Origin of the sequence: Streptomyces sp. NPDC002463 (assembly GCF_042889835.1) — a bacterium.
GTDB classification, from domain to species: Bacteria; Actinomycetota; Actinomycetes; order Streptomycetales; family Streptomycetaceae; genus Streptomyces; species Streptomyces nymphaeiformis.
This window is the reverse complement of the sequence record NZ_JBIARL010000034.1, coordinates 35,727-59,226: the sequence shown is the minus strand read 5'-3', so window position 1 is coordinate 59,226 and position 23,500 is coordinate 35,727. Positions and strand designations below refer to the sequence as shown.

The window sequence follows — 23,500 nt, the reverse complement described above, 5'->3', positions numbered from 1 at the left end:
CAGCCCCACACATCGTCAACAGTGACGTCCCCACCCATGTCCGGCTCAACGAGCGTCGGGCCCAACAGTCGCAACAACTGCGGCTGCAGTACTAGACGAGTTGATCCGAAGTGGTCAGCGAAGAGCGTCGGTGACGAATCGTGCCCGCTTCGCGACGGATGCGAGGGGAAGGTGTACCAGCTCGTAGCCGTAGGCGGTGTACGTCATGACCATTGACTCGTAGGTGCGCTCGGCCTCCTTGTAGGACTGCGTGCGCTCGCTGTCCTGTTCGTAGATCTCGGGCCAGGGGGGTGCGATGAACACGCGGCGGTGGTACCGAAACCTCTGCGCGGCAGTGTGAACGTGCTCCGGTACGGGCAGCCCTTCCAGCTTCAGGTAGCCCACGATGTCAGGGACTCCTCGGTCGAAAAGGACTGGCGCCGTCTGTGCTGCGGCGATGCGGGAGAAGCTGGCCCTGCGCTACAACACCGTGCACCCGTTCCTGTCCCTGCTCGGCGAGTCGGACGCGCTGGGCGCCGCCCCGGCAGGGCGGCGCATCCTCAGGGCCGTGCGTCGCCTGCCCCCGCTCTCTCGGCGCCGGGTCAAGGACCGGCCGCTGCTGCCCCGCAAGGTCGACGCCGAACTGGTGCCAGCGATGTGAAAGCGCGCGGTCTTCTCCAACGCCAAGCTGCCGCAGGGCGCGGTCGACCGCGACGCGTACGTGGTGTGCGTCCTGGAGCAGCTGCACCGCGCTCTGAACCGGCGCGATGTGTTCGCCTCCCCGTCGAACCGGTGGGCGGACCCGCGCGCCTGGTTGCTGGACGGGCCGCGATGGGAGGCGATGCGCGCGGACGTACTCGCGGGCTTGTCCCTTCGCCAGGTGCCGGCGCCGGCCCCGGCATACAGCTCTCCGCCGAGTGCGGTGACGCGTTCACGCGGCACGTTCAGGGGGACGAGTTGTCCCTGGATCAGCTGTGCCTTCCGCCTCCTGGATGGGCCGCGCATTCTCGGTATTGCGGTCCTTCCGCTGCGTGAGTGGCACAACGGCCCTGCGCATATGGAGCACGACAAGGAGCACCAAAAGATGACTCAGCAGACGATCGCCCTGATCACCGGCGGTAACCGAGGGCTGGGCCGGGCCACCGCGCTCAAGCTTGCCGAGGCGGGCACCGACGTCGTCCTTACCTACCGGTCGAACGAGGCCGAGGCCGCCGAGGTCGTGGACGCGGTCATCGCGCTGGGCCGCAAGGCCGTCGCCCTCCAGCTGGACACCACGTCGCTCGACACCTTCCCCGCGTTCTCCGCCGACCTGCGCAAGGCCCTGGCCACCACCTGGGGCCGCGAGAACTTTGACTACCTGGTCAACAACGCTGGTGTCGCGGCGTTCACTCCGGTCGGCCAGACCACCGTCGAGGCATTCGACCTCCTGGTCGACGTGCACTTCAAGGGCGTGGTCTTCCTGACCCAGGAGCTGCTGCCGCTGCTCGTCGACGGCGGGCGCATCGTGAACCTGTCCACCGGCCTGGCCCGGTTCGTGGGCGAGGGCTTCGGAGTGTACGGCGCGGTCAAGAGCGCGGTCGACACCTACAGCAGGTACCTGGCCAAGGAGCTGGGCGGACGCGGCATCAGTGTCAACACGGTCGCCCCGGGCCCGATCGCCACCGACTTCGGCGGCGGGGTCGTCCGGGACAACGAGGAGATCAACGCGTTCTGGGCCGGTAACACCGCCCTCGGCCGTGTCGGCCTGCCCGATGACATCGGCGGCGCGATTGCCGCACTGCTCTCCCCGGGCACCGGCTGGATCACCGGTCAGCGCATCGAAGCCTCCGGCGGAACCCTGATCTGACCATCTCGGCACGGCCGTGGCCGAGGACACCTCTTCACGGCCCCAGCCCGCGGAGGGCCGGGGCGGCGACAAGGTCGCCCCGAGCCCCGGGCGACCTCCCGGGAACGCACCACGTGAGACGCGGCCGAATGCAGTAGCCGCACCCGTCAGCCCACCTGGCCACGAGAGGATCGGACCATGGACCGCGCTCAGCTCGCCGACTTCCTGCGTACCCGCCGCGAGGCCCTGCAGCCCGAGGACGTCGGTCTGCCACGTGGGCTGCGTCGTCGCTCCCGGGGCCTGCGCCGGGAGGAGGTCGCCCAGCTGGCGGGCATGTCCACCGACTACTACGCGCGCATCGAGCAGCAGCGCGGCCCCACCCCTTCCGAGCCGATCCTCGGCGCGATCGCGCGCGCCCTGCGTCTGACACGGGAGGAACGCGACCACCTGTTCGAGATCGCAGGGCACCAGACACCCGGACCCGCTGCCCTGGCCGACCATGTCTCTCCGGGAATGATGCGCATCCTGGACCGCCTGGCCGACACCCCCGCCCAGGTGCTGACCGCACTGGATGAGGTCCTCGTCCAGACCCGGCCGGCGATCGCCCTCGTGGGCGACGATACGAGCCGCACCGGACTGGCCCGCAGCCTGATCTACCGCTGGTTCACCGACCCCCAGGCCAGGCGGATCTACCCCGAGGACGACCACCCGCAGCACAGCCGCGCCTTCACCTCCGACCTGCGCACCGCCTACACCCGCCAGGGACCGGGCTCCCGCGCGGAGGAGATCACCGACGCGCTGCTCGCCGAGAGCGCAGAGTTCACCGCACTGTGGGACAAGCACGAGGTCGGCGTCAGGCGCCCCGACAGCAAGCGCTTCACCCACCCCGACCTCGGCGTCCTCGAACTGCAATGCCAAACCCTTCTTGATCCGGGGCAGGACCAGACCCTCCTGGTCTACACCGCCACCCCGGGCACCGAGAACTACGACAAACTCCAGCTGCTCTCCGTCCTCGGAGACCGGCAACCCCATCGATAGCCAGGATTGCTGCCCTTCCTCGCGTATCCGGCCAGCCACTGGGGCAACGGCCCGACCCTCCGCGCCAATAGCGGCATCGTCTGACCAGTTCGTGCCCTTCCCCAGAACGGTGACAGCCGTGCGGCGCCGCACGCCCGCGCAGCCACAAGAACCCGGACGGGCCCAGGCCGCCCCCTACCGGCATTCCGCCTGAGCCCGCCCGAAGGACACGGCACAGCGACCACCCCCTGGTACCTGTGCCGTGCCTGTTCCGCACCAGCGGTCTGCCCACAGACCGCCTCCCCCTCCCCCCCCCACACGCAGAAGGACCATTCCTCATGAGTTTCGAAGGCAAGACCGCGCTGATCACCGGCTCCTCCAAGGGTCTGGGCCGGGCCATCGCACTGCGCCTGGCCGCCCAGGGTGCCAATGTCGTCCTGAACTACTCGCGCGACAAGGCCGCCGCCGACAAGGCACTCGCCGAGGTCACCGCACTCGGTGCGAAGGCCATCAGCGTGCAGGCGGACGTCTCCGACACCGCGCAGATCAACCGTCTTTTCCAGGAGGCGCTGGACTCCTTCGGCACGCTCGACATAGTCGTCGCCAACGCGGGCATCGAGAAGATCGACATCCCGGTGACAGAGATCACCGAAGAGGACTACGACCTGCTGTTCCGCGTCAACACCAAGGGCCCGTTCTTCGTCCTGCAGGCCGCAGCCCGGCACGTCGGCGACGGCGGCCGCATCATCAACATCGCCTCCAGTTCCACTGTCCGCCCCCAGCCCGGCATGGGCCTGTACGGCACGAGCAAGACCGCCCCGAAGTATCTGGTCCGTGTCATGGCCCAGGAACTCGGCGCGCGCGGCATCACCGTCAACTCGCTGATGCCCGGCCCGGTCGACGGAGCCGGCATCTTCACCGACTTCACCGACGACAACCCGTACAAGAAGATCCTGACCGACGCCGTTCCCCTGGGCCGCCTGGCCACCCCGACCGACGTCGCCAACGTCGCCGAATTCCTCGCCTCCGAGCAGTCCTTCTTCATCAGTGGCGAGGAGATCCTGATGAACGGGGCTGGCCGCGACTGACCCTGGTAGCGATGACGCTCACCCTCGTCCGCTTCGCGGGCGAGGGTGAGTTCTCCGAACCCCGCTCGAATACCGCTTGCTTCGAGTGACGCGCCCTGCCAGCTGGTGCGAACGGCTGGGACGCGAAGAGGCACGAGGCGTACGCTGCCAGCCGCTCGACGGCGCTCCGGCGGTCCCGGCCCAGCGCAAGGCCCGCCGCGAGTACGAGAACCAGGTCGGCACACTTGCGCCGCCCGGGCCATGATCAATCTCACCGGGATTTCCTGTACCCAACTACTCACACCCGGATTCAGCGGCGGGCGTCGCCCGGCGCGAGCAGGCTGGTCACCTCGGCGATGGCCTCGGCGGAGGGCTTGAAGTAGCGGCGGACGTTCTCCGCCTTCTTGTGCCGGGACTTGGCCATCAGCATCACCTCGGACGCGCCCCGCTCGCCGAGGTGAGTCAGAGAAGAGTGGCGGTACTCGTGCAGGTCCCAGCCGGTCCCCGGCCCCGCCAGCGCGGTGTGCTGGTCGAGCAGGGCGCGGGCCTGGCCGTAGGAGAGGCGGGCCAGGCCGGTGTCCGGGCAGACGTCGCGGGCGGAGACCACCTTGCCCGGCCCGGGGCGGCGGTGGGTGACGAACACCGGCCCGCGGGTGCGGTCCTTCAGCAGACGGGGCAGCAGACGGGCGGTGCCGGCGTCCCAGAACACCGCCTCCAGCACGTAGTCGGAGCGGGCGGCGCCGCGCCGGCGCACCTTCGGCTGGGCGCCCTTGGACTTCACCGGGCAGCGGCGGCCGGCCAGGTCCAGGTCCTCGATGTTGACGTCCAGGATCTCCTCGGAGCGGGCACAGGTTCGTAGAGCATCCGCCACAGGGTCTTCTCCCGCAGGTGGACCTCCCGGCGGGCGATCAGCCGGTCGATCGCCATCTTCGAGCGCACCGGGGTGTCCGAGTCCGGCGGTGCGATCCGCTTCGCCCAAGCCGGGACCGCCGGCCCGTCGTAGCCCCGCTCGGAGCACCAGCCCGTCCAGGACAGCACCGCGCCGCGGCGGGCGTTCCAAGTGTTCACCGCCGAACTGCCCCACAGCAGCTCCAGCGCCTCGCCGAGCTCGTCGTCCGCCACCGAGGCGAGCGGCCGGCCCTCGCCGATCCGATCGGCGGTCTTCCCGACGGCGATGCCGTAGTTCCGCACGGTGTTCGGGTTGGTGAGCGAGTCGAGGAAGGCGTCGGCGGCCGTGCGGACCGTCAGCATCTTCCCGGTCGGCAGCAGCAGGACCGCGGGCACCTTCTCTCCCTTGCCACAGATAACAGGGCCGCTTCACGCAGCGTGTGGAGAACGTCCCCGCAGGTCGCACTCAGTGATGTTGGTAAGGACGGCTGTTGGTTAGGGGTGAATAGCCCCGGGGGCCTGTCGTAGCGGGGTGCGACAATCCGTCCGTGTCCGAGGAGCTCTCACGTTGGTATCGGGGTCGCCTGGTGGGCGGTCCGTTCAGGCCGTTCGACCCAGGCGAGTGCGCCGCACTGGAACGGGAGATCGGGCTGCCCCTGCCTCCCGCGTACCGCTCCTTCCTGGAAGCCGCTGGCGGGGAGAGGCTGGACTACTCGGTCCGCCTCCCCGCGTGTGAACCGGAACCGGTCCAGGGCTTCGACGACCTCCACCAGTTGGGCCGTGACGACGCCGGCGAGTACGGCTGGGGCACCCTCCTGGGGGAATACCGGCGCAGTCGCAACGGGTGGCTCGCCGAGAGCGTCTCCCTGACCGGGCTACTGCCCATCGCCCGCAACGGCGGCAGCGACACCCTGTTCCTGGACCTGAACCCGGCCACTCATGGCCAGCTCCACGCCTTCGTCCACGCCATCGCCTGGCCGGGGTATCTGGGCAACCATGTCTTCACAAAGGTCGCCGACAACTTCGACGCCTATCTCGACAGCCTGTTCATCGACCCCGACATGGCGGAGGACGCCTGGGCCGACGTCGCAGACAGCGACCCCTCGGATCCTTGGCGGAGGACCGTCGAGGGGTGGCTGGACAAGGAACTGCCGGGGTGGCGTGCTGAAGCCTGGGCCACCTCCTGATCTGGAGGAGCTCGCCTCAAGCGTCTTCGGGCCCCCGGGGACTTCGCAGGGCCGCGTAGCCCAGGTAGTCCGTTCCGGCTCGCTCGGCGTAGCGCATCGCTGTCTGAGGGGTCACGCCAAGGGCGTCTGCCAGGACGGCCGGCGGGGCTTCGCGGACCATCTGGATCCAGGCTCTGGAGCGCGTAGCCAAGGCCGGGATCCCGGATTCACGGAGAATCGTCGCAACGCTGTAGACGTGCATCGTCCGCCCGGGCATCCGCCCGGGAAACACCAACGGGCAGTCCGGGTTCGCGGCCGTGCTCAGACCGGGGCGAGAAGCAAGATGGACCCTGATCACGGCGGCTGCCGCCTCCGGAACGTCGATCCAGTCTCTGCCGAGCTTCACCTCCAGCCCGTTCGGGCCTTCGCGGAAGTCGTCCATGCGCATCGTCACGACCCTGGCGAGGGGTTGTCCGAAGAGGACGAGCATGATGCCGATGGCCCGGTGGGCTGCTGGCAGGGTCTGATGGAGAAGCAGAGCGCGGAGCGCTTCGACATGGTCCTTCTCGCTCGCGAGTGGGCCGTTTCCATGAGGCGCCCAGGGAACGGCGAGCTCGCTGACCAGCCGCTGCTTGATAGCCCAGTAGAGAAAGTTGTTCGCGTGCCCGCGCGTGCTGGTGCCGTTACCGAACCAGGCATCGACGTCATGCTGACTGCACTCCTCCAAGCTCCTTCCGCGGTCCCCGAGCCATCGCAGGAACTGGATCGCGACGGTCGTGTGCTGCTTGGCACGTAGGAAGGCGTTGGCAGTCACGGGGTGTTGGTCGGAGTCGGCTCGTCGCATACGTCTCATCACGTGCCACCGCGTGTAGCGCTCGATGAGGCGCCGCTGATCAGCATCGGCGATCGTGTCGAGCTTCGAGGTGAGCCAGCGGCCGTAAGCGATCAGGTGTTCGTCGCGCCAGGGGAGGCAGCCGTGAGCGACGAGCAGACCCCTCAGGTATTCGATCGTTCTGGATCGCGGCAGTGAGTCGAGTGCGTCGTGACTGAGTTCGATGTCTCCAGCAGCCAGACCCCGTAGGAGTTCTGGCACGCGCCGGTTCATGTGGATCCAGGCCCATCCGCTGTTCGGCCGGGGCATCCCCGTGATCGCCTCCGCGAGCGGCCGCAGACTCTCGGCTATGTCCCCGTCCGGACCAGCGAGGAGCTTGTTGATCCTGTCCGTGAGCAGGCAGCGCCAGCAGATGTTGGAGTCGTTAGCCAGGTTCTCCTCGCCGCATCGCTTGCATCGCACGTCGAGCGGCACGTCGCAGCAGTGGACGCAGAGGGGACGCGCTTCGGTGTCGAGCCCCGGGAGGATGCCCTCGTGACCGCAGGCAGCGCAGGTTCCCTGGCGGTTCCGCGCTGCGCGCACGCAGTAGAAGCAGACGATGCCCTCGGGCCAGTGCCGGCTGGCGGGGTAGCAGGAGCCGCAACGCACACAGGACGGGTACCTGCTCGGATCGGACGTGTACTTCCGGGGTGCGGGCATGGTCAGTCCTCGATGATGCGAGCGCGCTCGGGACGGAAGTCGGTATTGATCTCGATGACGGCCGCTTCACCGGCTGTGCGCTTGCGTCGGTCTGCCTCGACGTACGGTTCGATGAGGTCGGCGGGCGAACAGGCGAGGATGTCGCAGAGCGCGGCCAGGACCGGCAGAGACAGGCGCTCGGGCCGGTCGGTGACCAGGCGGTAGACCTGCGCGGTGGACAGGTTGATGCCGCGCTCGCGCAGGAGGGGGATGAGTTCGGTGGTCTTCCAGATGTTGTGCGCGGCCATGATCCGTCGCAGGTGCCAGTGGTAGCTGAGTCGCCTGATCATCGCGGTCCTTCCCCGGTCGAAGTGCTGATCGCTCGGCCGATCGTGCCGTCCAGGACTTTGCGCAGCGTGCGGGTGCGAAAGTCCGAGGACACGGAGGTGTAGAGCGCGGTGGTGGACGCGTAGGAGTGCCCCACCTGCTGCTGGACGAACAGCGGGTCGTAGCCGGCTTCGATCAGGTGTGTCACGTAGGAGTGGCGCAAGCAGTGCAGCGTCAGCTCCTGCGGCAGCCCCAGTGCATCCCTGTAGGCGGCGAACCGGTCTCCAAGAGCCCCCATGTCCAGGCGCGGTGACCGTTCACTCGGCCAGAGGGCGTCGCTCTTCGCGGCGGTGTCGAACACGGCGCGGTAGCTGCCGAGCCATTGCTCCATCACCTTCACCGACCAGGGAAAGACGGTCAGCACGCTGCGGCGCTTGGGAGCGGAGCCCTTGGACGCCTTGCCCCAACGGACGTAGACCACGCCCAGGTCGCCGAACTCAGGAGCGTGCGGATTGTGTCCGAAGTCCGCGAGATCGAGCTTGATCACCTCGCGGCGGCGCAGCCCCCAGGCGTAGGTGGCCTTCATCGCGGTCGCGTCTCGCATGGCCGGGAGCCAGCCCTTGCGGCCAGAGGTTCGGGCGGCTGCCACTTGGTCGTCGGCGTAGTCGAAGAAGCGTTGAAGCTCGGCCTTGGTCAGAGCACGGCGTCCGGGCCGGCCTTCGTACTCGGCGGCGTGCACGGCGGTGTTCCACTCGAAGAACACCTGGGCTGGATGGCTGCCGAAGAGACGCTCACTGACCGCTGTCCACTCGTAGCGAGGGTCGGCGACGTACTCCAGGAACAACCGGACGTGGCCGTGATAGCCGCGGATCGTGGAATGTGACCGTTCCCGCCCGTCGCTCCGGAGGTGGGCGGTGTACTCCTCGACGTCCCTAGGGCGCCACGTCCACGGCCACTCGTTGGTGAAGCGCTGGAACCGCCGTACCGCCAGGAGCCGGTCGGCGATCGTGTCCTTGCTCAGGTTCCGGGCTAGCTGCTGATCACGCCATCCCGCCAACATGCCCTCGAAGACCTGGGTCTCCGGGTGCAGCAGCGGGGCACCGCCCACGATGAACAGCGACGGTGCCGCCCCCGGCACGTTCCATGAGGAACCGCCCACTCCAACCCCCAACACACTGCGAGAAGGGCGAATGAATCGTTCATTAGATGAGAACGAGCGGAGTCACCGCAGGTCACGCGAGCCGTCGACATGCGGTCGGGGCATATCGTCGGGGTCCCCGGGCTGTGAGCAGCCGACGCCTGCCTGCTCAGGCGCCCCTATCGGCCAGGGGTGAGTCCTCTCACCTGATGCAATTCACGGCGCTTAGCATTGCATAAAACGTTTTATGTCCATACGTTGAAGCGCGCCGCCCCCGCTGGCCTGCGGCCTCACCTGCCTCGAAGGAACGCGCGTGGAACTCCACACCCTCACCACCGAGACCACCGACCCCCGCGAGCGCGGGACCCTGCTCGGCACCCGGTTCGGCGCCCGGGTCCGGCGCGTCGCGGAGCTCTACCGGGAGCACTTCACCGTCCTCGGCCTGCCGGCGGACCAGGTCCGCGACCTCGCCGACCGCAGCCACGAGGCGCTCCGGGCCTGGGCGCCGCACCTCGCAGAGGAGTCGGACGCCTGCGCCGACGCCGCCGGCGTCGAGCGCTGGACGGTGGCCGCCGTCGGCGCCCGGACCGAGATCCTCGCCGCGTGCCCGGAGCCCGGCAGGGGCGAGTGCTCGACGGCGGTGTTCGCGCCCGCCGGGGCCGCGCCGCAGACCGTGCAGACCTGGGACTGGCACGACCTGCTCGTCCCGGACGCGCTGCTGCACGCGCTGACGCCGAGCGAGGGTCGCACGGTGAAGCTCTTCACCGAGTTCGGCGCCCCCGGCAAGATCGGCGTGAACAGCGCCGGTCTCGGCGTCCACTTCAACATCCTGTTCCACGCGTCCGACTCCGCGGGCGGCGTGCCCGTGCACGCCGTCGCCCGTCGCATCCTCGACGAGGCGGACACCCTCGACCAGGCCGTCGAGATCGCCTCGACGGCCCGCGTCAGCGCCTCCACCTCGCTGACCGTGGTCACCGCCGACTGCTCGGCGGCGAGCCTGGAGCTCTCGCCCGCCGGCCTCGCCGTGGTCCCGGCGGGGGAGGACGGCTGGCTGCTGCACACCAACCACTTCCTCGACACCGGACTCGCGGCGGGGGACACCGGACCGGCCGACTCGATGACGGCGGAGCGGCTCGCCCACCTGCACGCGGTACGCGCCGCGATGCCGGGCCTCTCACCCGCCGAGCGGGCGCGGGCCTTCTGCGGCGAGGGCGGGGCCGACGCCGTCGTCTGCATGCGGCCCGACGCGCACAAGCCCCCGCACGAGCAGTGGGGCACCCTGCTCACCGTCGGCCTCGACACCGCCGATTGCGCGATCGACTATCTGGCCGGCGCGCCGCACGAGGCCCCGGCGTCCGGCCTCGCGCGCTTCTGAAACGGTCTCCGAGGCAGCGGTTTCCAAGAAGGCGGCTACGAGCGGAGAAATGCGCGGACTCCTCGGGAGACGGCGTCGTCGCCGAGGAGCTCGTTGTGCTTGAGGCAGCCGGCGCCGTTGTCGACGGCGCCGGCCAGCGGCACGCTGCTGTCGGGGTTGATCACCTCGTCGCAGTTCGACCACCAGGTGGCGTAGCGCACGGCCCCGGGCGTCTCGTCGCCCTCCGCGAGCTTCTTCTGGACGTACGACCCCGGGCTCATGTCCCGGCAGGCCTGGTCCCACAGCGCGCACGCCCATGCCGTGGAGGTGCCGTGATTGGGGCCGGCGAGGGAGACCCAGTGGGCGACGGAGGACTGGCCCGCCGCGTCGAACTTCACGTACCAGCGGGTGACGAGGCTGCCGAAGGAGTGGGCGACGAGATCGACCCGGGAGGCCCCGGTCTGCCGCTTGACGCCCTCGACGTACGCGGCGAGCCGGCCCGACAGGACCTCGTTGACGGACTGGTGCGTGTCGTAGCCGAAGGAGAACAGCTCGGCGTCGGTGTATCCGTCGGCCTTGAAGTCCGCGCGCAGCCCGCCCCACACGCCCGGGTCGGCGTTGTAGCCGTGGACGAACACGACGGGGGTACGGGAGGACGCCTCGGCATGGACGGGTGCCGCCGGCAGGAACAGGGACGCGACGAGCGCGAGCAGTGCAACGACGATCCGGCCACGGAGCCTCAACACGCTTTCCCCTAAAATGAGTTACGCACGAGTAGTCAGCAGCATGGTGGGGGCTGAGGGGGCGGATGACCAGCCCCCTGCGCGGCTTCGCCGGTCCCCGGTGACCGTCGGGCGATCGTGAAGGGGGCGCACGTGCGGGGGAGATGGGGCCGCCGGGGGAGTGGCGGCGGGCGCGAAGACGACGTGGACGGCCTTCGGCGGGCCGCCGAGGCCGGGGACGTCACGGCGATGTTCCGGTACGGCCTGCATCTCGGTGCGCGCGACGACCGGGAGGGCGGCGAGCGGTGGCTGCGCCGGGCGGCCGCGGCGGGGCACCCCGAGGCAGGTGTGACCCTCGGCGTGCTGCTCCACGGCTGGCAACGGCACGCCGAGGCCGAGCCGTTGCTGAGGGAGGCCGCCGGGGCCGGGCACGTACGGGCGATGGAGATCGTCGCGTACCTCCTGCGGAAGCGGGGCGAGCACGAGGAGTCGGTCCTCTGGTACCGGCGTTCGGCCGAGGGCGGCAACCCGTACGCGATGGGCGTCCTCGGGGAGCTGAGCCGGGACCGGGGAGCGGTGTCCGAGGCCGAGGACTGGTTCCGGCGGGCCGCCGACGCGGGCCTCGCCGACGCCGCGTACCTCCTCGGGAAGATGCTCTACGAGCGGGGCGAGGCCGTGGAGGCCGAGCGCTGGTCCCGCCGGGCGGCGGACGGCGGCAGCACCGCCGCGATGAACGCCCTCGGGACGCTCGCGCTGCGGCGGGGGGACCGGGAGAAGGCGAAGGCCTGGTACCGCAAGGCCGGCGCGGCCGGTGACGAGGAGGGCGACCGCCTGCTCGGGAGGATGCTCACCAAGGCCGAGGTGGTCGTCGAGTACGAGAGGCGGCTGGCCGAGCGCGCCCGCAGGCGTGACGTCGACGCGTACGTGGCGCTCGGCCGGTCCAAGGAACTGGGCGGCGATCTGTACGCGGCGCAGGGCTGGTACGAGAAGGCCGCCAAGGCGGGGCACGTCGGGGCGATGCTCCATCTCGCCCGCATCTCGGAGGCGCAGGGCCACCTCCGTCAGGCGCGGGCGTGGCGCCGGAAGGCCGCCGAATCCTGAGGCGTCTGTGACGGATTGACCGTCTTTCGAAGGGGTCCGTCGGTGCTGCCGGCGAACTCATTCCGTCACAGGGGTTGTCAGTGCAATTTCACATTACTATGTTACACCGCACACGGCCCGGTGATCGACCGTCACCCGCCGTGCCCTACAGACCAGTTCGCGAACCGACCATTCGCGGACCATCCCCGCATCAACCCCCCTCATCAGCAGGAGTTCCGTTGTCCCTCCACCGACGTGTGCGCTCGTCCCTGCTCGCCTCCGCCATCGCGGTCACCCTCCTGGCCTCCGCCGGCCAGGCCGGTGCCTCCGCGGCGGGCACGGACGACAAGCCCGCCGCCCCGGCCCCCGCCCTCGGCGCGCCGGCGCCGCAGGCGCAGCCGGGAGCCAACCCCTTCGACGAGGTCGAGCACCGCGCCTCCGCCCCGCGCACCACCTTCGGCCCGGCCCCCGCCCCCGGCGGCCACACCGCCGGCCGCGTTCCCGGCCGGGCCGAGTCCGCCGCCACCGCACGCTCGTTCGCCGCGGCCGCCACCGACACGGCGGCCGGCGTCCCCTGCACGCTCGACGGGATCACCGGCCTCGCCCCCGAGCAGTTCGCCGACTTCCTCGCCGACCCGGCGGTCACCGCCGACGGCTGTCTGCGCGGCCTCATCTGGACCTGGGACGCCCGGCTCGCACCCGTGATGTCCGACGCCCACGTCCAGGCCGTGTCCCGCCGCATATCGAGCCTCGCCGCGTCCCACGACGGGCGGAACACCTCCCACCTGGAGGAGATGTTCACGTACCTGCACGCCGTCGCGTACCACGACTACTCGCGGGGCGAGATCGACATCACCGACGCGCCCACCGTGAACGCGATGCGGCAGGCGGTCGCCGACTTCGGCGCCGCCGCCCGCACCTTCGACGTCACGAAGAGCAACGCCAACACCCTCCGCGAGGCGCTCTACGCCGCGAGCGCGCCCGGCCTGCGCCAGTACCAGCTCGCCCTGATCAAGCGGGTCCTGGCCACCATGGATCCCGCGCACACCGCCACGAACCTGGACCCGGCCTGGGCCGGTGCCGCGCTCGCCGCGCTGTCCGTCAACTACCTGGGCGTCTACCCGGGCAACCAGGACGCCGCCTTCCACGCGGCGGCCGCCGCCGACCCGGCGTACCGCGCGGCCTTCAAGGCCTTCGGGGGCTACGGGCACCTGAAGGGGACCGCCAACGCCTGGGTCGCCCGCGACGCCCTCAGCGAGTACGGCCGCTTCGGTCAGATCGACGGACTCAAGGACGGCGTCGTCGCCGACCTCGGCGCCACGCTCACCACCGTCGTCGGCACGTTCGGCCGCGGCAGCGAGCAGTGGGCGAAGGTCGTCTCCTGGCTCAACTTCTACGAGGCCTGCAAGCCGTACGGCGTGTGCAAGGAGGACATCGAGAAGCAGCTCTTCCCGTACACGTACACCTACGACAACGGCGCCATCAAGGTCCGCACCGCCCTCGACCGGGCCACCGTCGACCAGCTCTACTACGCGAGCAAGCAGGTCAAGGCGCAGTACCACCGCGTCCTCGGCACCGACCAGCCGCTCGCGGGCGACGCCAACACCACCCTGAACATCGTCCTCTACGCGTCCCGCGCGGACTACGAGAACTACCACCCCATCCTCACCGGCATGGGCACCAACAACGGCGGCATCTACATCGAGCGCGGCGCCACCTTCTACACGTACCAGCGGCGCGTCCCGCAGGACTCCTCGCTGACCCTCGAAGAGCTCTTCCGTCACGAGTACACCCATTACCTGAACGGCCGCTGGGCCGTCCCCGGCTTCTTCGGCGAGGGCCCCTGGTACCAGGGCGACCGCACCACCGCCATGGACGAGGGCACCGCCGAGTTCTTCGACGGGGCCACCCGCGACAACGGCATCGCCGTCCGCAAGTCCCTCGTCCGCGGCATCATCAACGACACCGCCGGCGGCGGCCCCCGGATGAACCTGCGCCAGATCCTCCACGCCACCTACGACGGCGACGGCTTCCGCTTCTACAACTACGCGGGCACGTTCTTCGAGTTCCTCTGGACGGAGAAGCCCTCCCTGCTCCGCGAGATGTACACGCACCTGCGGGCCGACGACGTGGCGGGCTACGACGCCTGGCGCGAGCGGCTGAGCTCCGACGCGAACCTCCAGCGCGACTACGACCGCTTCCTCGACACGCAGATCGCCAAGGTCGACCAGCTGTACGTCCCCAACACCGCCTACACGCCCAACGCCCAGCTCCGCGACGCCGACATCGCGTCCGTGAGGTCCTCCTTCGCCACCGCCACCTACAACACCCCCGACTGCGTGGAGAACGGCGAGCCCGGCAAGCGCCGCTTCCTCTGCACCGGGCGGATCACCGCCAACCTGTCCAACTGGGCCAGCGAGGACCAGAACTTCAAGGACATGTCCGAGACCGTCGACTACTTCATCCTCGACCGGGCCGGCGCCGCGTCGAACAACCTGGCCGACATGAACTGCAGCTTCGGGTCGATCGACATCTGGTCCACCAAGGTCGCGGGCACGTCGAGCTTCAGCTGCGAGGGCCCCCTCCGCAGCTGACCGCACCCACCCGTCCGGGCCGGTCCTTCCACGGGGGGAAGGGCCGGCCCGGCACTCGATTCCCCTTCAGGAGGCCGTACTCCGTGAGCACCACCCCGCACTTGGTCCGCACCACCGACTACCACACCGCAGGCGAGCCGTTCAGGATCGTCGACGAGGACCTGCCGCCGATCCCCGGCGACACCGTCGCCGAGCGCCGCGCCCTCGCCCTCCGGCTGGGACCGCTCGACGAGCTGCGCCGCCTGCTTGTCCGGGAGCCCCGGGGACACTCCGGCATGTACGGCGGGTTCATCGTCCCGCCCGACGACGACGGCGCCCACTTCGGCGTCCTGTTCTGGCACAAGGACGGCTACTCCACCGCCTGCGGCCACGGCACGATGGCCCTCGGCGCCTGGGCCGTCGACACCGGCCGGGTCCCGGCACCCGACGACGGCGACGTCCCCGTCCGCATCGACGTGCCCTCGGGGCGCGTCACCGCGACGGTGCACCGCGAGGGCGGCCGCACGACCGGCGTCACCTTCCGCAACGTCCCGACGCGCGTCCTGGCGCGCAAGGTCCCGGTGACCACCGCGTACGGCACCGTCGAGGCCGACCTCGCCGACTCCGGCGCCGTCTACGTCTCCGTCCCCGCGCGCGCCCTCGGCCTCGACACGACCAGGGCCTCGCTGCCCGCGCTGGTCCGGGCCGGGCGGGAGATCCGTGCCGCGTTCCCCGAGCACGACGTGTACGGCGTCATCCTGTACGACGAGCTGCCCGACACCCCCACCGGGCCGCACCAGCGGAACGTCACCGTCTTCGCCGACGGGCAGGTCGACCGCTCGCCCTGCGGGTCCGGCACCTCCGCCCGCCTCGCGCTGCTCGGCGAGGACGGACGCCTCGGCCCCGGAGAGGTCCTCACCCACGAGTCCGTGGCCGACACCGTGTTCACCGGCCGGCTGCTGCCCGGCGGGATCACCGAGGTCACGGGAGCCGCCCACCGCACGGGCACCCACACCTTCGTCCTCGACCCGCACGACGACCTGGGCACGGGATTCCTGCTGTGACCGACCTGCTCGTCATCGACGCCCCGACCATGACCCGCCTCCTCACCCCGGCCGCGACGGCCGACGTCCTCGCCGACGTCCTGCACGCCGGACTCGACCCGGAGGCCGGGCCGCCCCGTACCGCCGTCCCCGTCCCGGCCGGTGAACTCCTCCTCATGCCCGCCGCCTCCGGCCCGTACGCCGGTGTGAAGATCGCGGGCGTCGCCCCGGGCAACCCGGCCCTCGGCCTGCCCCGCATCACCGGCTCCTACCTGCTCCTCGACGGTACGAGCCTTCGGCCCCTCGCCCTGCTCGACGGCGCGGCCCTCACCGAGCTGCGCACCCCGGCCGTCTCCGCCCTCGCCGTACGCCGTCTGACACCGGACGACCGGCCGCTGCGCCTGGTCCTCTTCGGCTCCGGACCCCAGGCGTACGGTCACCTCGACGCCGTCCTCGCGGTGCGAGAGCTCGCCGAGGCGGTCGTCGTCGGGCGCAGCCCGATCGGTGCGCGCGCCCTCGCGGGCTACGCGCGGTCGCTCGACGTCCCCGCCCGCACCGGGACGCCCGAGGACGTGGAGGGGGCCGACCTCGTCGTCTGCTGCACCACGGCCCGGGAACCCCTCTTCGACGGCGAACTGGTGGCCCCCGGCGCCACCGTCGTCGCGGTCGGCTCGCACGAGCCGGCGGCCCGGGAGACCGACACCGCCCTCGTGACCCGCGCCGAGGTGTACGTCGAGGCGCGGTCGGCGGCGCTCCGCGAGGCCGGCGACCTCCTCGTCCCGCTGGCCGAGGGGGCGATCGGCGAGGACCACATCGCGGGCACCCTCGCCGACCTGGTGAACGGCCGCGTCCCCTCGGGGCGTCCACGGCTCTTCAAGAGCGTGGGCATGGCCTGGGAGGACCTGACGGTCGCCGGTGCCCTGTACGGCGCGGCCCGCGCGGCCTGAACACGCCGAGGCGACTCAGGGGGTGCCGGCCGCCCCCCGGTGCCGCAGGTTGACGGCCGCGGCCTTCGCCACGGCCACGGGGTTCAGGAAGCGCAGCGGACCGATCAGGCGGGAAGCGAACATGTGCATGTGCCGGGCGAGGGATCCGTTCCGCGCCGCCGCCGAGAACATCAGCCGCTCCATGGGGTTGAAGGGGCGGCCCGTGGCGAAGTCCGCGGCCAGGAACTGGTGACCGCCCAGCCGGCGCCGGTGCCGGCGCGCGTACTCCGCGAGGGACCGGTCGAGGTCGCCCCGTCCGGCCGCCGCCGGGCCGACCGCCTCCGCCAGCCAGTGCGCGGACTGCAGGGCCCACCCGCAGCCCACTCCCCACAGGGGGTCACCGGTCAGGGCGGCGTCGCCGACGAGAGCGAGGCCCGGTGCGGTCGCGCCGCGGGTGCGCAGCGGGTAGTCGACCGCGCCGGTGATCTTCGTGACGCGCTCGGCGGAGTCGATGTCCGGTGCGTCGGGCAGGGAGCGGACGAAGTCGAGGAAGCTGCCTTCCAGGTCCTTCCGGAAGTCGGGAAGGCGCTTCTTCTCGGGGAGCACCGCGACGACCGTCACGCCGTCGTCGTTCGGGAACGCGTAGGCCATGTCGGGGACCAGGAACCAGGCGTGGCTGATCCCGTCGCGCAGCGGCAGGTTCCGGAAGTGCGCGAGATAGCCGAAGCGCGCGTTCTCGTGCTGTCGGGTGGGCACCCCGGCGAACTTGGCGACGGCCGAGTCCTTGCCGTCGGCGCCGACCACGAGACGGGCCCGGATCTCGCGCTCGCCCCCGGGCGTCGACGCACGCACGCCCACGGTCCGTCCGGCCTCCTGGACCAACCCGGTCACCTGGTGGCCGAGGAGCAGGTCGACGCCGGGGGTCTCGGCCGCGCGGGACCTGATGAGCGGGTCGAGGGTGCTGCGGCGGACGTTGTAGCCGTACGGCAGCTCGGGGCCGGGAGCGGCGCTCGGCTCGATCCAGCCCCAGCGGGTGTACCAGCGGGCCTCGTTCCGGACGGCCCCCGCCTTCTCCAGGGCGGGAAGCAGGCCGAGTTCCGCGAGGACCGGGGTGGCGTTGGCCGTGAGGGAGTGGGTGCACAGCGTCTTGTACGCCGCGGGGTCCGAGCGGCGTTCCAGGAGGGCGACGCGGGCGCCGCGCCGGGCGAGCAGGATCGCCGCCGCGCTGCCGGCGAGGCTCGCCCCGCTGATGACGACGTCGTAGTCGTGTCCCGTGCTCTCGGACTTGGTCATGCGCTGATCGTCCCCCCGTGATGTGGTCCCGCTTCTGTCAGGAACATGAGGACGAGGAAGGCGAGCGGTTGTCAAGAGACCAAGCCCGCCACGGGTCTTGGCAACCTGGGTGCCATGTGAAATATTACTGCCGTGCCCACGAGAAACACCTCGGATGTCATCGTCGTCGGCGCCGGCGTCGTCGGCGCGGCCTGCGCCCACTACGCCGCCCGAGCCGGCCTCTCCGTCACCGTCGTCGACCGCGGTCCCGTGGCCGGCGGCACCACGGGAGCCGGCGAGGGGAACCTCCTGGTCTCCGACAAGGAACCAGGGCCCGAGCTCGAACTCGCCCTGACCGCCACCGCGTCGTGGCGCGAGCTGTCCGATCGGCTCCCGCCCCAGGTCGAGTACGAGGCGAAGGGCGGCCTCGTCGTCGCCTCGGACGAGCCCGGGATGCGCGCCCTGCGCGCGTTCGCGGCCCGCCAGGAGAAGGCGGGCGTCACCACCCAGGAGGTCCCCGAGGACCGGCTCCACGATCTGGAGCCCCACCTCGCACCCACCCTGGCCGGCGGCTTCCTCTATCCCCAGGACGCCCAGGTGATGCCCGCCCACGCGGCCGCCCAGCTGCTGCGCGCCGGAGCCGAACGGATCCGGCTGCGCCTCGGTGAGGAGGTCACCGGCCTCCTCACCGGCACCGCCGGAGAGGTCCGCGGCGTGCGGACCGCGGCGGGCGAGATCCACGCCCCGTACGTCGTCAACGCCGCCGGAACCTGGGGCGGGGCCCTCGCCGAGCTCGCGGGCGTCCACCTGCCCGTACTGCCCCGCAGGGGTTTCGTCCTCGTCACCGAACCGCTCCCGCGCGTCGTGCGCCACAAGGTGTACGCCGCCGACTACGTGGCCGACGTCGCCAGCGGCTCCGCCGCCCTCCAGACCTCGGCGGTCGTCGAAGGCACCCCGGCGGGCCCGGTCCTGATCGGCGCCAGCCGCGAACGCGTCGGCTTCGACCGGACGCTCTCCACCGAGGTCCTGCGCCGCCTCGCCGCCGGAGCCACCGCCCTGTTCCCCGTCCTCGGCACCGTACGGGCCATCCGCACCTACCTCGGTTTCCGCCCGTACCTGCCGGACCACCTGCCCGCCATCGGACCCGACCCGCGTGTCCCCGGCCTGCTCCACGCCTGCGGCCACGAAGGCGCGGGCATCGGACTCGCCCCCGTGACGGGGCAGATCGTCGCCGCCTGCCTGACCGGGGACGAACCGCCCCTGGACATCCACCCGTTCCGTCCGGAACGGTTCGCCGACACCGGGAACTGAGTTCCGCGCACCCACCGTCACGAGAGGAGGGCCCGTGGCCCGCACCCCCGCCGACCTCGTCGGCGCACAGCCCGATCCGCCGTTCGAGATCACCTTCGACGGCCGTCGCGTCACCGCCCTGCCGGGCCAGACCGTCGCCGCCGCCCTCTGGGGCGCCGGCATCCTGGCCTGGCGCACCACCCGGGACGGCGGCCGGCCGCGCGGCGCCTTCTGCGGCATCGGCCAGTGCTACGACTGCCTCGCCACCGTCAACGGCGAACCCAACCGGCGCGCCTGCCTGGTCCCGGCCCGCCCCGGCGACGCGATCACCACCCAGGAGGGACACGGCCATGACCGCCTCGCCGTCTGAGCCGCGGGCGCGGCGCGAACCGTACGACCTTGCGGTCGTCGGAGCGGGCTCCGCGGGACTCGCCGGCGCCGTCACGGCCGCCGAACTCGGCCTCGCCGTCGCCCTCCTGGACACCTCCGCCCAGACCGGCGGCCAGTTCTACCGGCACCCGGCGCCCGCCCTGGGCGCCGTACGGCCCGAGGCCCTGCACCACGACTGGTCGGCCTACTCCGACCTCCGCCGGCGCCTCGCCGCGAGCGACGTCACGCACCTCGCCGGACACCACGTGTGGTCCACGGTGCGGGAGGACGACGGCACCTGGACCGTGCACGCGGTCACCGGAGCCGACGGGACCTCGGAGCGGCCCGCGCGGATCCGGGCCAGGGCACTGCTGCTCGCCACCGGCGCGTACGAACGCCAACTGCCCTTCCCCGGCTGGACCCTGCCCGGTGTCGTGGGCGCCGGGGGAGCGCAGGCGATGCTCAAGTCCGGCCTCGTGCTGCCGGGCCGGCGCATCGTCGTGGCCGGCAGCGGCCCTCTTCTGCTCGCCGTCGCCTCCTCCCTCGCCGCCGCCGGCGCCCAGGTGCCGGCCGTGGTCGAGGCCGCCGGGTACCTCCGGTACGCCCGCAGCCCCCGGGCGCTCCTGGCCAACCCGGCGAAGGCGGCCGAAGCCCTGCTGCACGGAACCGCCCTGCTCCGCCATCGCGTACCCGTCCGCCTGCGCAGCGCGGTCACCGAGGTGCACGGCACCGACCGCGTGGAGGCCGTCACGGTCAGCCGCCTCGACGCCGACTGGCGGCCCGTGCCGGGGACCGCTCGCCGGATCGCCTGCGACGCCCTGGCCGTCGGCCACGGCCTCGTCCCGCAGATCGAGCTGGCCACGACCCTCGGCTGCGCCACCCGACGGCTCCCCGACGGAACGCTGGGCCTCGCCCTGGACGACCTCCAGGAGACCTCGGAGCCCGGCCTGTGGGCGGCGGGCGAGACCGGGGGGGTCGGCGGTGCCGGACTCGCCCGTACGGAAGGCGAGTTGGCCGCCCGGGCGATCGCCGCACGGCTCCTCGGTCGCCGTGCGGGCCACGGGCGGATCGCCGGACTCCGGCGGCGGCGGGACCGGATGCGCGCCTTCGCCGACGTGATGTCCGCGGCCCACGCCCCGGGAGCCGGCTGGCAGGACTGGCTCGCCGACGACACGGACGTGTGCCGCTGCGAGGAGGTCGGTGCCGGGCGCATCCGCGAGGCGGTCGCCGAGCTCGGCGCGCGGGACGCGCGCACCGTCAAGCTCCTCACCCGGGCCGGCATGGGCTGGTGTCAGGGCCGGATGTGCGGGACGGCCGTCGCCTGCCTCGCCGCCCGCGGCGGCACGGCCGAACCACCCGCCGAACGCCGCCCGTTCGCCGTACCGGTCCGGCTCTCGACGCTCGCGTCGCTCGACGAGGACGCGGCCGATCCGGGCCCCGAGGCTTCATAGCGCGCGGAGGGGCCCGCTCGGGCCTCTCCTCTCCGAACCTTCTTCACCCCTTTGTAAAATGTCACACACCACAGAAAGGTCATCGGCATGACCGCCACCACCTGGAACACCGACCGGCCCTGGCGGGGCATCATGGTCGCCACCACCCTCCCCTTCCGCGAGGACCTCTCCGTCGACCACGACGCCTACGCCGAGCACGTCGCCTGGCTGATCGCCAACGGCTGCGACGGGGTCGTCCCCAACGGCTCCCTCGGCGAGTACCAGACCCTCACCGACCAGGAACGCGCCCAGGTCGTCCGTACCGCCGTCGAAGCCGCCGGGGACGGCGCGCGCGTCATGCCCGGCGTCGCCGCCTACGGCAGTGCCCAGTCCCGCCGCTGGGCCGAACAGGCCGCCGAGGCCGGCTGCGGCTCGGTCCTCCTCCTGCCGCCCAACACCTACCGCGCCGACGCGGCTGCCGTCCGCGCCCACTACACCGAGGTGGCCCGGGTCGGGATCCCCGTCGTCGCCTACAACAACCCCTTCGACACCAAGGTCGACCTCACCCCCGACCTGCTCGCACGGCTGCACGGCGACGGCAGCATCGTCGCGGTCAAGGAGTTCAGCGGCGACGTCCGCCGGGCGTACGAGATCGCCGAACTCGCTCCGGAACTCGATCTGCTGATCGGCGCCGACGACGTCCTCCTGGAGCTGGCCGTCGCGGGCGCCGTCGGATGGATCGCCGGCTACCCCAACGCCTTCCCCGCGAGCTGCGCCACGCTGTACCGCGCCGCCGTCGCGGGCGACCTGGACACCGCCCTCCCGCTCTACAAGTCGCTGCACTCGCTGCTGCGCTGGGACTCGAAGACGGAGTTCGTCCAGTCCATCAAGCTCTCCATGGACATCGCCGGCCGCCCCGGCGGCCCCACCCGTCCGCCGCGCCACCCGCTCACCGGCGCCGTCGAGGCCGCGGTCCGGACCGCCACGGAGAAGGCCGTGGCCGACGGCCACCGCTGACCCGCGCCACGGCGGACGCCCCACCGTCGACGCCCCGCCGCCGACGGCTGCCGTCGGCGGTCGCGCGCCCCGACCCGATCCTCACTCCAGGCGACCCCTTCCCCGGAGGCCTCCTCCCATGACCGACGTCCTTCCCACCCTCATCTCCCGCAACCCGGCCGATCCGACCGACGTGCTCCTGCGGATCCCCGCGCCCGGAGCCTTCGCGGCCGTCGACACCGTCGAACGAGCCCGCGCCGCGCAGCCCGGCTGGCTGCGGGCCGGAGCCGCCGCGCGCTCGGCCGCCCTGGGCGCGGTCGCCACCGCCGTCGAAGCCGCGGCCGGCGAACTCGCCGAGCTCGCCGTCCGCGAGGTCGGCAAGCCGCTCTCCGAGGCCAGGGCCGAAGTGGCCCGCGCCGCCGCGATCTGGCGCTACTACGCGCAGGCCCCCTTCCAGCCCACCGGCGAGGTCCACGAGACCTCGGCGGGCGGCGGACTGCTCCTGACCCGGCGCCGCCCGCACGGCGTCGCCGGACTCATCACCCCCTGGAACTTCCCCTTCGCCATCCCGACCTGGAAGGCCGCGCCCGCCCTCGCGGCCGGCAACACGGTCGTCCTCAAGCCCGCCCCCGAGGCCACGGCCTGTGCCCAGCGCCTGGCCGAGATCGTGCAAGAGGCCGTGTCGGAAGCGGTGTTCACCGTCCTTCCCGGCGGCGCCACCGAAGGCAACGCGCTCGTCTCGTCCGCCGACGTCGTCTCCTTCACCGGCTCCACCCCCGTCGGCCAGGCCGTGGCCAGGGCCGCGACCGCCCGGGGCATCCCGGCACAGGCCGAGATGGGCGGCCTCAACGCGGCCCTCGTGCTGCCCGACGCGGACATGGAGCAGGCGGCGGACCACATCGCCGCCGCCATCGCGGGGTTCGCGGGCCAGAAATGCACCGCCACCAGCCGCGTCATCGCCGTCGGCGCCGCCCTCGACCCGCTGCGCGAGGCGCTCTCCGAAGCGCTGCGGGCCCTTCCGGTCGGCGACCCCGCCGACCCGGCCACCGTGTGCGGACCGCTCATCCACGAGGCCGCCCGCGACAAGGTGGTCGAGGCCTGCCAGGGGCTCACCACGCTCGCCGGCGGCACCGCACTCGACAGGCCCGGCTGGTACGGCGCCCCCACGCTGGTCGAGAAGGTCGCCCCCGGACACCGGCTCCTTCGCGAGGAGGTCTTCGGCCCGGTCGCCTCCCTGCTCGCCGCCGACGACGTCGCCCACGCGATCCGGATCGCCAACTCCGTCCCGTACGGCCTGGTGACCTCGGTCCACACGGCCGACCTGAACACCGCCCTGAACGGCCTCGACCAGCTCGACACCGGGATGATCCGGCTCAACGCCCCCTCCACCGGAGTCGACTTCCACCTGCCGTTCGGCGGCACCAAGGCCTCCAGCCACGGACCCCGCGAACAGGGCAGGGCAGGCCTCGAGTTCTACACCTCGGGCCGGACGTACACCGTGGCCCCGGCCGGCCAGGGGGCATGACCT

General features: G+C 71.7%; 20 protein-coding genes and 2 pseudogenes. 15 read left to right on the top strand and 7 right to left on the bottom strand.

The features are described 5' to 3' along the window. Positions 1-114: 114 nt before the first annotated feature. A complete protein-coding gene (locus tag ACFYX3_RS39400; protein WP_389024617.1) occupies positions 115-384 on the bottom strand; it encodes an AAA family ATPase in 270 nt (89 codons plus the stop codon). A gap of 49 nt (positions 385-433) precedes the next feature. Between ACFYX3_RS39400 and ACFYX3_RS39395 the strand changes: the two are divergent. From ACFYX3_RS39395 to ACFYX3_RS39380, 4 genes and pseudogenes are all read left to right on the top strand, one after another. Then, positions 434-853, top strand: a pseudogene (locus ACFYX3_RS39395) (Tn3 family transposase); the annotation flags it as partial. 210 nt (positions 854-1,063) lie between these two features. Continuing rightward, positions 1,064-1,825, top strand: a complete 762-nt coding sequence (locus ACFYX3_RS39390; RefSeq protein ID WP_389024625.1) for an SDR family NAD(P)-dependent oxidoreductase — start codon at positions 1,064-1,066, stop codon at positions 1,823-1,825. A gap of 177 nt (positions 1,826-2,002) precedes the next feature. Beyond that, positions 2,003-2,842: a helix-turn-helix transcriptional regulator gene (locus ACFYX3_RS39385; RefSeq protein WP_389024615.1), complete on the top strand. Its 840-nt coding sequence runs from the start codon at positions 2,003-2,005 to the stop codon at positions 2,840-2,842. Positions 2,843-3,159: 317 nt separating this feature from the next. Next, entirely contained in the window at positions 3,160-3,909 is a 750-nt protein-coding gene (locus ACFYX3_RS39380) for an SDR family NAD(P)-dependent oxidoreductase (protein ID WP_389024613.1), read from the top strand. Positions 3,910-4,198: 289 nt separating this feature from the next. On the opposite strand, the pseudogene ACFYX3_RS39375 reads toward ACFYX3_RS39380, so the two are convergent. Further along, positions 4,199-5,139, bottom strand: a pseudogene (locus ACFYX3_RS39375) (tyrosine-type recombinase/integrase). A 185-nt stretch (positions 5,140-5,324) separates the two neighbouring features. Here ACFYX3_RS39375 and ACFYX3_RS39370 point away from each other — a divergent pair. Continuing rightward, positions 5,325-5,963: an SMI1/KNR4 family protein gene (locus ACFYX3_RS39370; protein WP_389024611.1), complete on the top strand. Its 639-nt coding sequence runs from the start codon at positions 5,325-5,327 to the stop codon at positions 5,961-5,963. A gap of 16 nt (positions 5,964-5,979) precedes the next feature. On the opposite strand, the gene ACFYX3_RS39365 is transcribed toward ACFYX3_RS39370, so the two are convergent. From ACFYX3_RS39365 to ACFYX3_RS39355, 3 genes are all read right to left on the bottom strand, one after another. Then, positions 5,980-7,248 carry a hypothetical protein gene (locus tag ACFYX3_RS39365; RefSeq protein WP_389024610.1) on the bottom strand — a complete coding sequence of 423 codons (1,269 nt, stop codon included), beginning with the start codon at positions 7,246-7,248 and terminating at the stop codon, positions 5,980-5,982. Between the two features lie 227 nt (positions 7,249-7,475). Beyond that, entirely contained in the window at positions 7,476-7,802 is a 327-nt protein-coding gene (locus tag ACFYX3_RS39360; protein WP_389024608.1) for a helix-turn-helix domain-containing protein, read from the bottom strand. Continuing rightward, positions 7,799-8,887, bottom strand: coding sequence for a tyrosine-type recombinase/integrase (locus ACFYX3_RS39355; protein WP_389024606.1), 1,089 nt, complete (start codon positions 8,885-8,887; stop codon positions 7,799-7,801). Before ACFYX3_RS39355 ends, ACFYX3_RS39360 begins: the two co-directional genes overlap by 4 nt. A 343-nt stretch (positions 8,888-9,230) precedes the next feature. Between ACFYX3_RS39355 and ACFYX3_RS39350 the strand changes: the two genes are divergently transcribed. After that, entirely contained in the window at positions 9,231-10,292 is a 1,062-nt protein-coding gene (locus tag ACFYX3_RS39350) for a C45 family autoproteolytic acyltransferase/hydolase (protein WP_389024604.1), read from the top strand. 35 nt (positions 10,293-10,327) lie between these two features. On the opposite strand, the gene ACFYX3_RS39345 is transcribed toward ACFYX3_RS39350, so the two are convergent. Beyond that, complete coding sequence (locus tag ACFYX3_RS39345; RefSeq protein WP_389024602.1) at positions 10,328-11,017, bottom strand: esterase/lipase family protein; 690 nt, start codon at positions 11,015-11,017, stop codon at positions 10,328-10,330. Positions 11,018-11,197: 180 nt separating this feature from the next. On the opposite strand from ACFYX3_RS39345, the gene ACFYX3_RS39340 reads away from it, so the two are divergent. The 4 genes from ACFYX3_RS39340 to ACFYX3_RS39325 all read left to right on the top strand — a co-directional run bounded on the left by ACFYX3_RS39340 (position 11,198) and on the right by ACFYX3_RS39325 (position 16,636). Next, positions 11,198-12,094 (top strand): tetratricopeptide repeat protein, encoded by an 897-nt coding sequence (locus ACFYX3_RS39340; RefSeq protein ID WP_389024600.1) that lies wholly within the window; start codon positions 11,198-11,200, stop codon positions 12,092-12,094. 218 nt (positions 12,095-12,312) lie between these two features. Next, entirely contained in the window at positions 12,313-14,667 is a 2,355-nt protein-coding gene (locus tag ACFYX3_RS39335; RefSeq protein WP_389024598.1) for a collagenase, read from the top strand. A gap of 83 nt (positions 14,668-14,750) precedes the next feature. Beyond that, positions 14,751-15,710, top strand: a complete 960-nt coding sequence (locus ACFYX3_RS39330; protein WP_389024596.1) for a proline racemase family protein — start codon at positions 14,751-14,753, stop codon at positions 15,708-15,710. Between the two features lie 29 nt (positions 15,711-15,739). Beyond that, positions 15,740-16,636, top strand: coding sequence for an ornithine cyclodeaminase family protein (locus tag ACFYX3_RS39325; protein WP_389024623.1), 897 nt, complete (start codon positions 15,740-15,742; stop codon positions 16,634-16,636). A gap of 15 nt (positions 16,637-16,651) precedes the next feature. Here the strand turns inward: ACFYX3_RS39325 and ACFYX3_RS39320 are convergent, their stop codons facing one another. Then, a complete protein-coding gene (locus tag ACFYX3_RS39320; RefSeq protein WP_389024594.1) occupies positions 16,652-17,908 on the bottom strand; it encodes an NAD(P)/FAD-dependent oxidoreductase in 1,257 nt (418 codons plus the stop codon). A gap of 132 nt (positions 17,909-18,040) precedes the next feature. On the opposite strand from ACFYX3_RS39320, the gene ACFYX3_RS39315 reads away from it, so the two are divergent. The 5 genes from ACFYX3_RS39315 (at position 18,041) to ACFYX3_RS39295 (ending at position 23,497) form a co-directional block, all read left to right on the top strand. Continuing rightward, positions 18,041-19,198, top strand: coding sequence for an NAD(P)/FAD-dependent oxidoreductase (locus ACFYX3_RS39315; protein WP_389024591.1), 1,158 nt, complete (start codon positions 18,041-18,043; stop codon positions 19,196-19,198). A 34-nt stretch (positions 19,199-19,232) separates the two neighbouring features. Next, positions 19,233-19,547 (top strand): (2Fe-2S)-binding protein, encoded by a 315-nt coding sequence (locus ACFYX3_RS39310; RefSeq protein WP_367826841.1) that lies wholly within the window; start codon positions 19,233-19,235, stop codon positions 19,545-19,547. Continuing rightward, positions 19,528-20,997 (top strand): FAD-dependent oxidoreductase, encoded by a 1,470-nt coding sequence (locus ACFYX3_RS39305; protein WP_389024586.1) that lies wholly within the window; start codon positions 19,528-19,530, stop codon positions 20,995-20,997. Before ACFYX3_RS39310 ends, ACFYX3_RS39305 begins: the two co-directional genes overlap by 20 nt. Positions 20,998-21,084: 87 nt before the next feature. Then, positions 21,085-21,993 (top strand): dihydrodipicolinate synthase family protein, encoded by a 909-nt coding sequence (locus ACFYX3_RS39300; protein WP_116163230.1) that lies wholly within the window; start codon positions 21,085-21,087, stop codon positions 21,991-21,993. Between the two features lie 118 nt (positions 21,994-22,111). Next, positions 22,112-23,497, top strand: a complete 1,386-nt coding sequence (locus ACFYX3_RS39295; RefSeq protein WP_389024582.1) for an aldehyde dehydrogenase family protein — start codon at positions 22,112-22,114, stop codon at positions 23,495-23,497. Positions 23,498-23,500: the final 3 nt, after the last annotated feature.

What these genes read in the sequence shown, in the direction of transcription:
- ACFYX3_RS39380 (WP_389024613.1), top strand. Translation starts at nt 3,160, where the DNA reads ATGAGTTTCGAAGGCAAGACCGCGCTGATCACCGGCTCCTCCAAGGGT.
- ACFYX3_RS39305 (WP_389024586.1), top strand. Translation starts at nt 19,528, where the DNA reads ATGACCGCCTCGCCGTCTGAGCCGCGGGCGCGGCGCGAACCGTACGAC.
- ACFYX3_RS39325 (WP_389024623.1), top strand. Translation starts at nt 15,740, where the DNA reads ATGACCCGCCTCCTCACCCCGGCCGCGACGGCCGACGTCCTCGCCGAC.
- ACFYX3_RS39295 (WP_389024582.1), top strand. Translation starts at nt 22,112, where the DNA reads ATGACCGACGTCCTTCCCACCCTCATCTCCCGCAACCCGGCCGATCCG.
- ACFYX3_RS39300 (WP_116163230.1), top strand. Translation starts at nt 21,085, where the DNA reads ATGACCGCCACCACCTGGAACACCGACCGGCCCTGGCGGGGCATCATG.
- ACFYX3_RS39320 (WP_389024594.1), bottom strand. Translation starts at nt 17,908, where the DNA reads ATGACCAAGTCCGAGAGCACGGGACACGACTACGACGTCGTCATCAGC.
- ACFYX3_RS39385 (WP_389024615.1), top strand. Translation starts at nt 2,003, where the DNA reads ATGGACCGCGCTCAGCTCGCCGACTTCCTGCGTACCCGCCGCGAGGCC.
- ACFYX3_RS39390 (WP_389024625.1), top strand. Translation starts at nt 1,064, where the DNA reads ATGACTCAGCAGACGATCGCCCTGATCACCGGCGGTAACCGAGGGCTG.
- ACFYX3_RS39360 (WP_389024608.1), bottom strand. Translation starts at nt 7,802, where the DNA reads ATGATCAGGCGACTCAGCTACCACTGGCACCTGCGACGGATCATGGCC.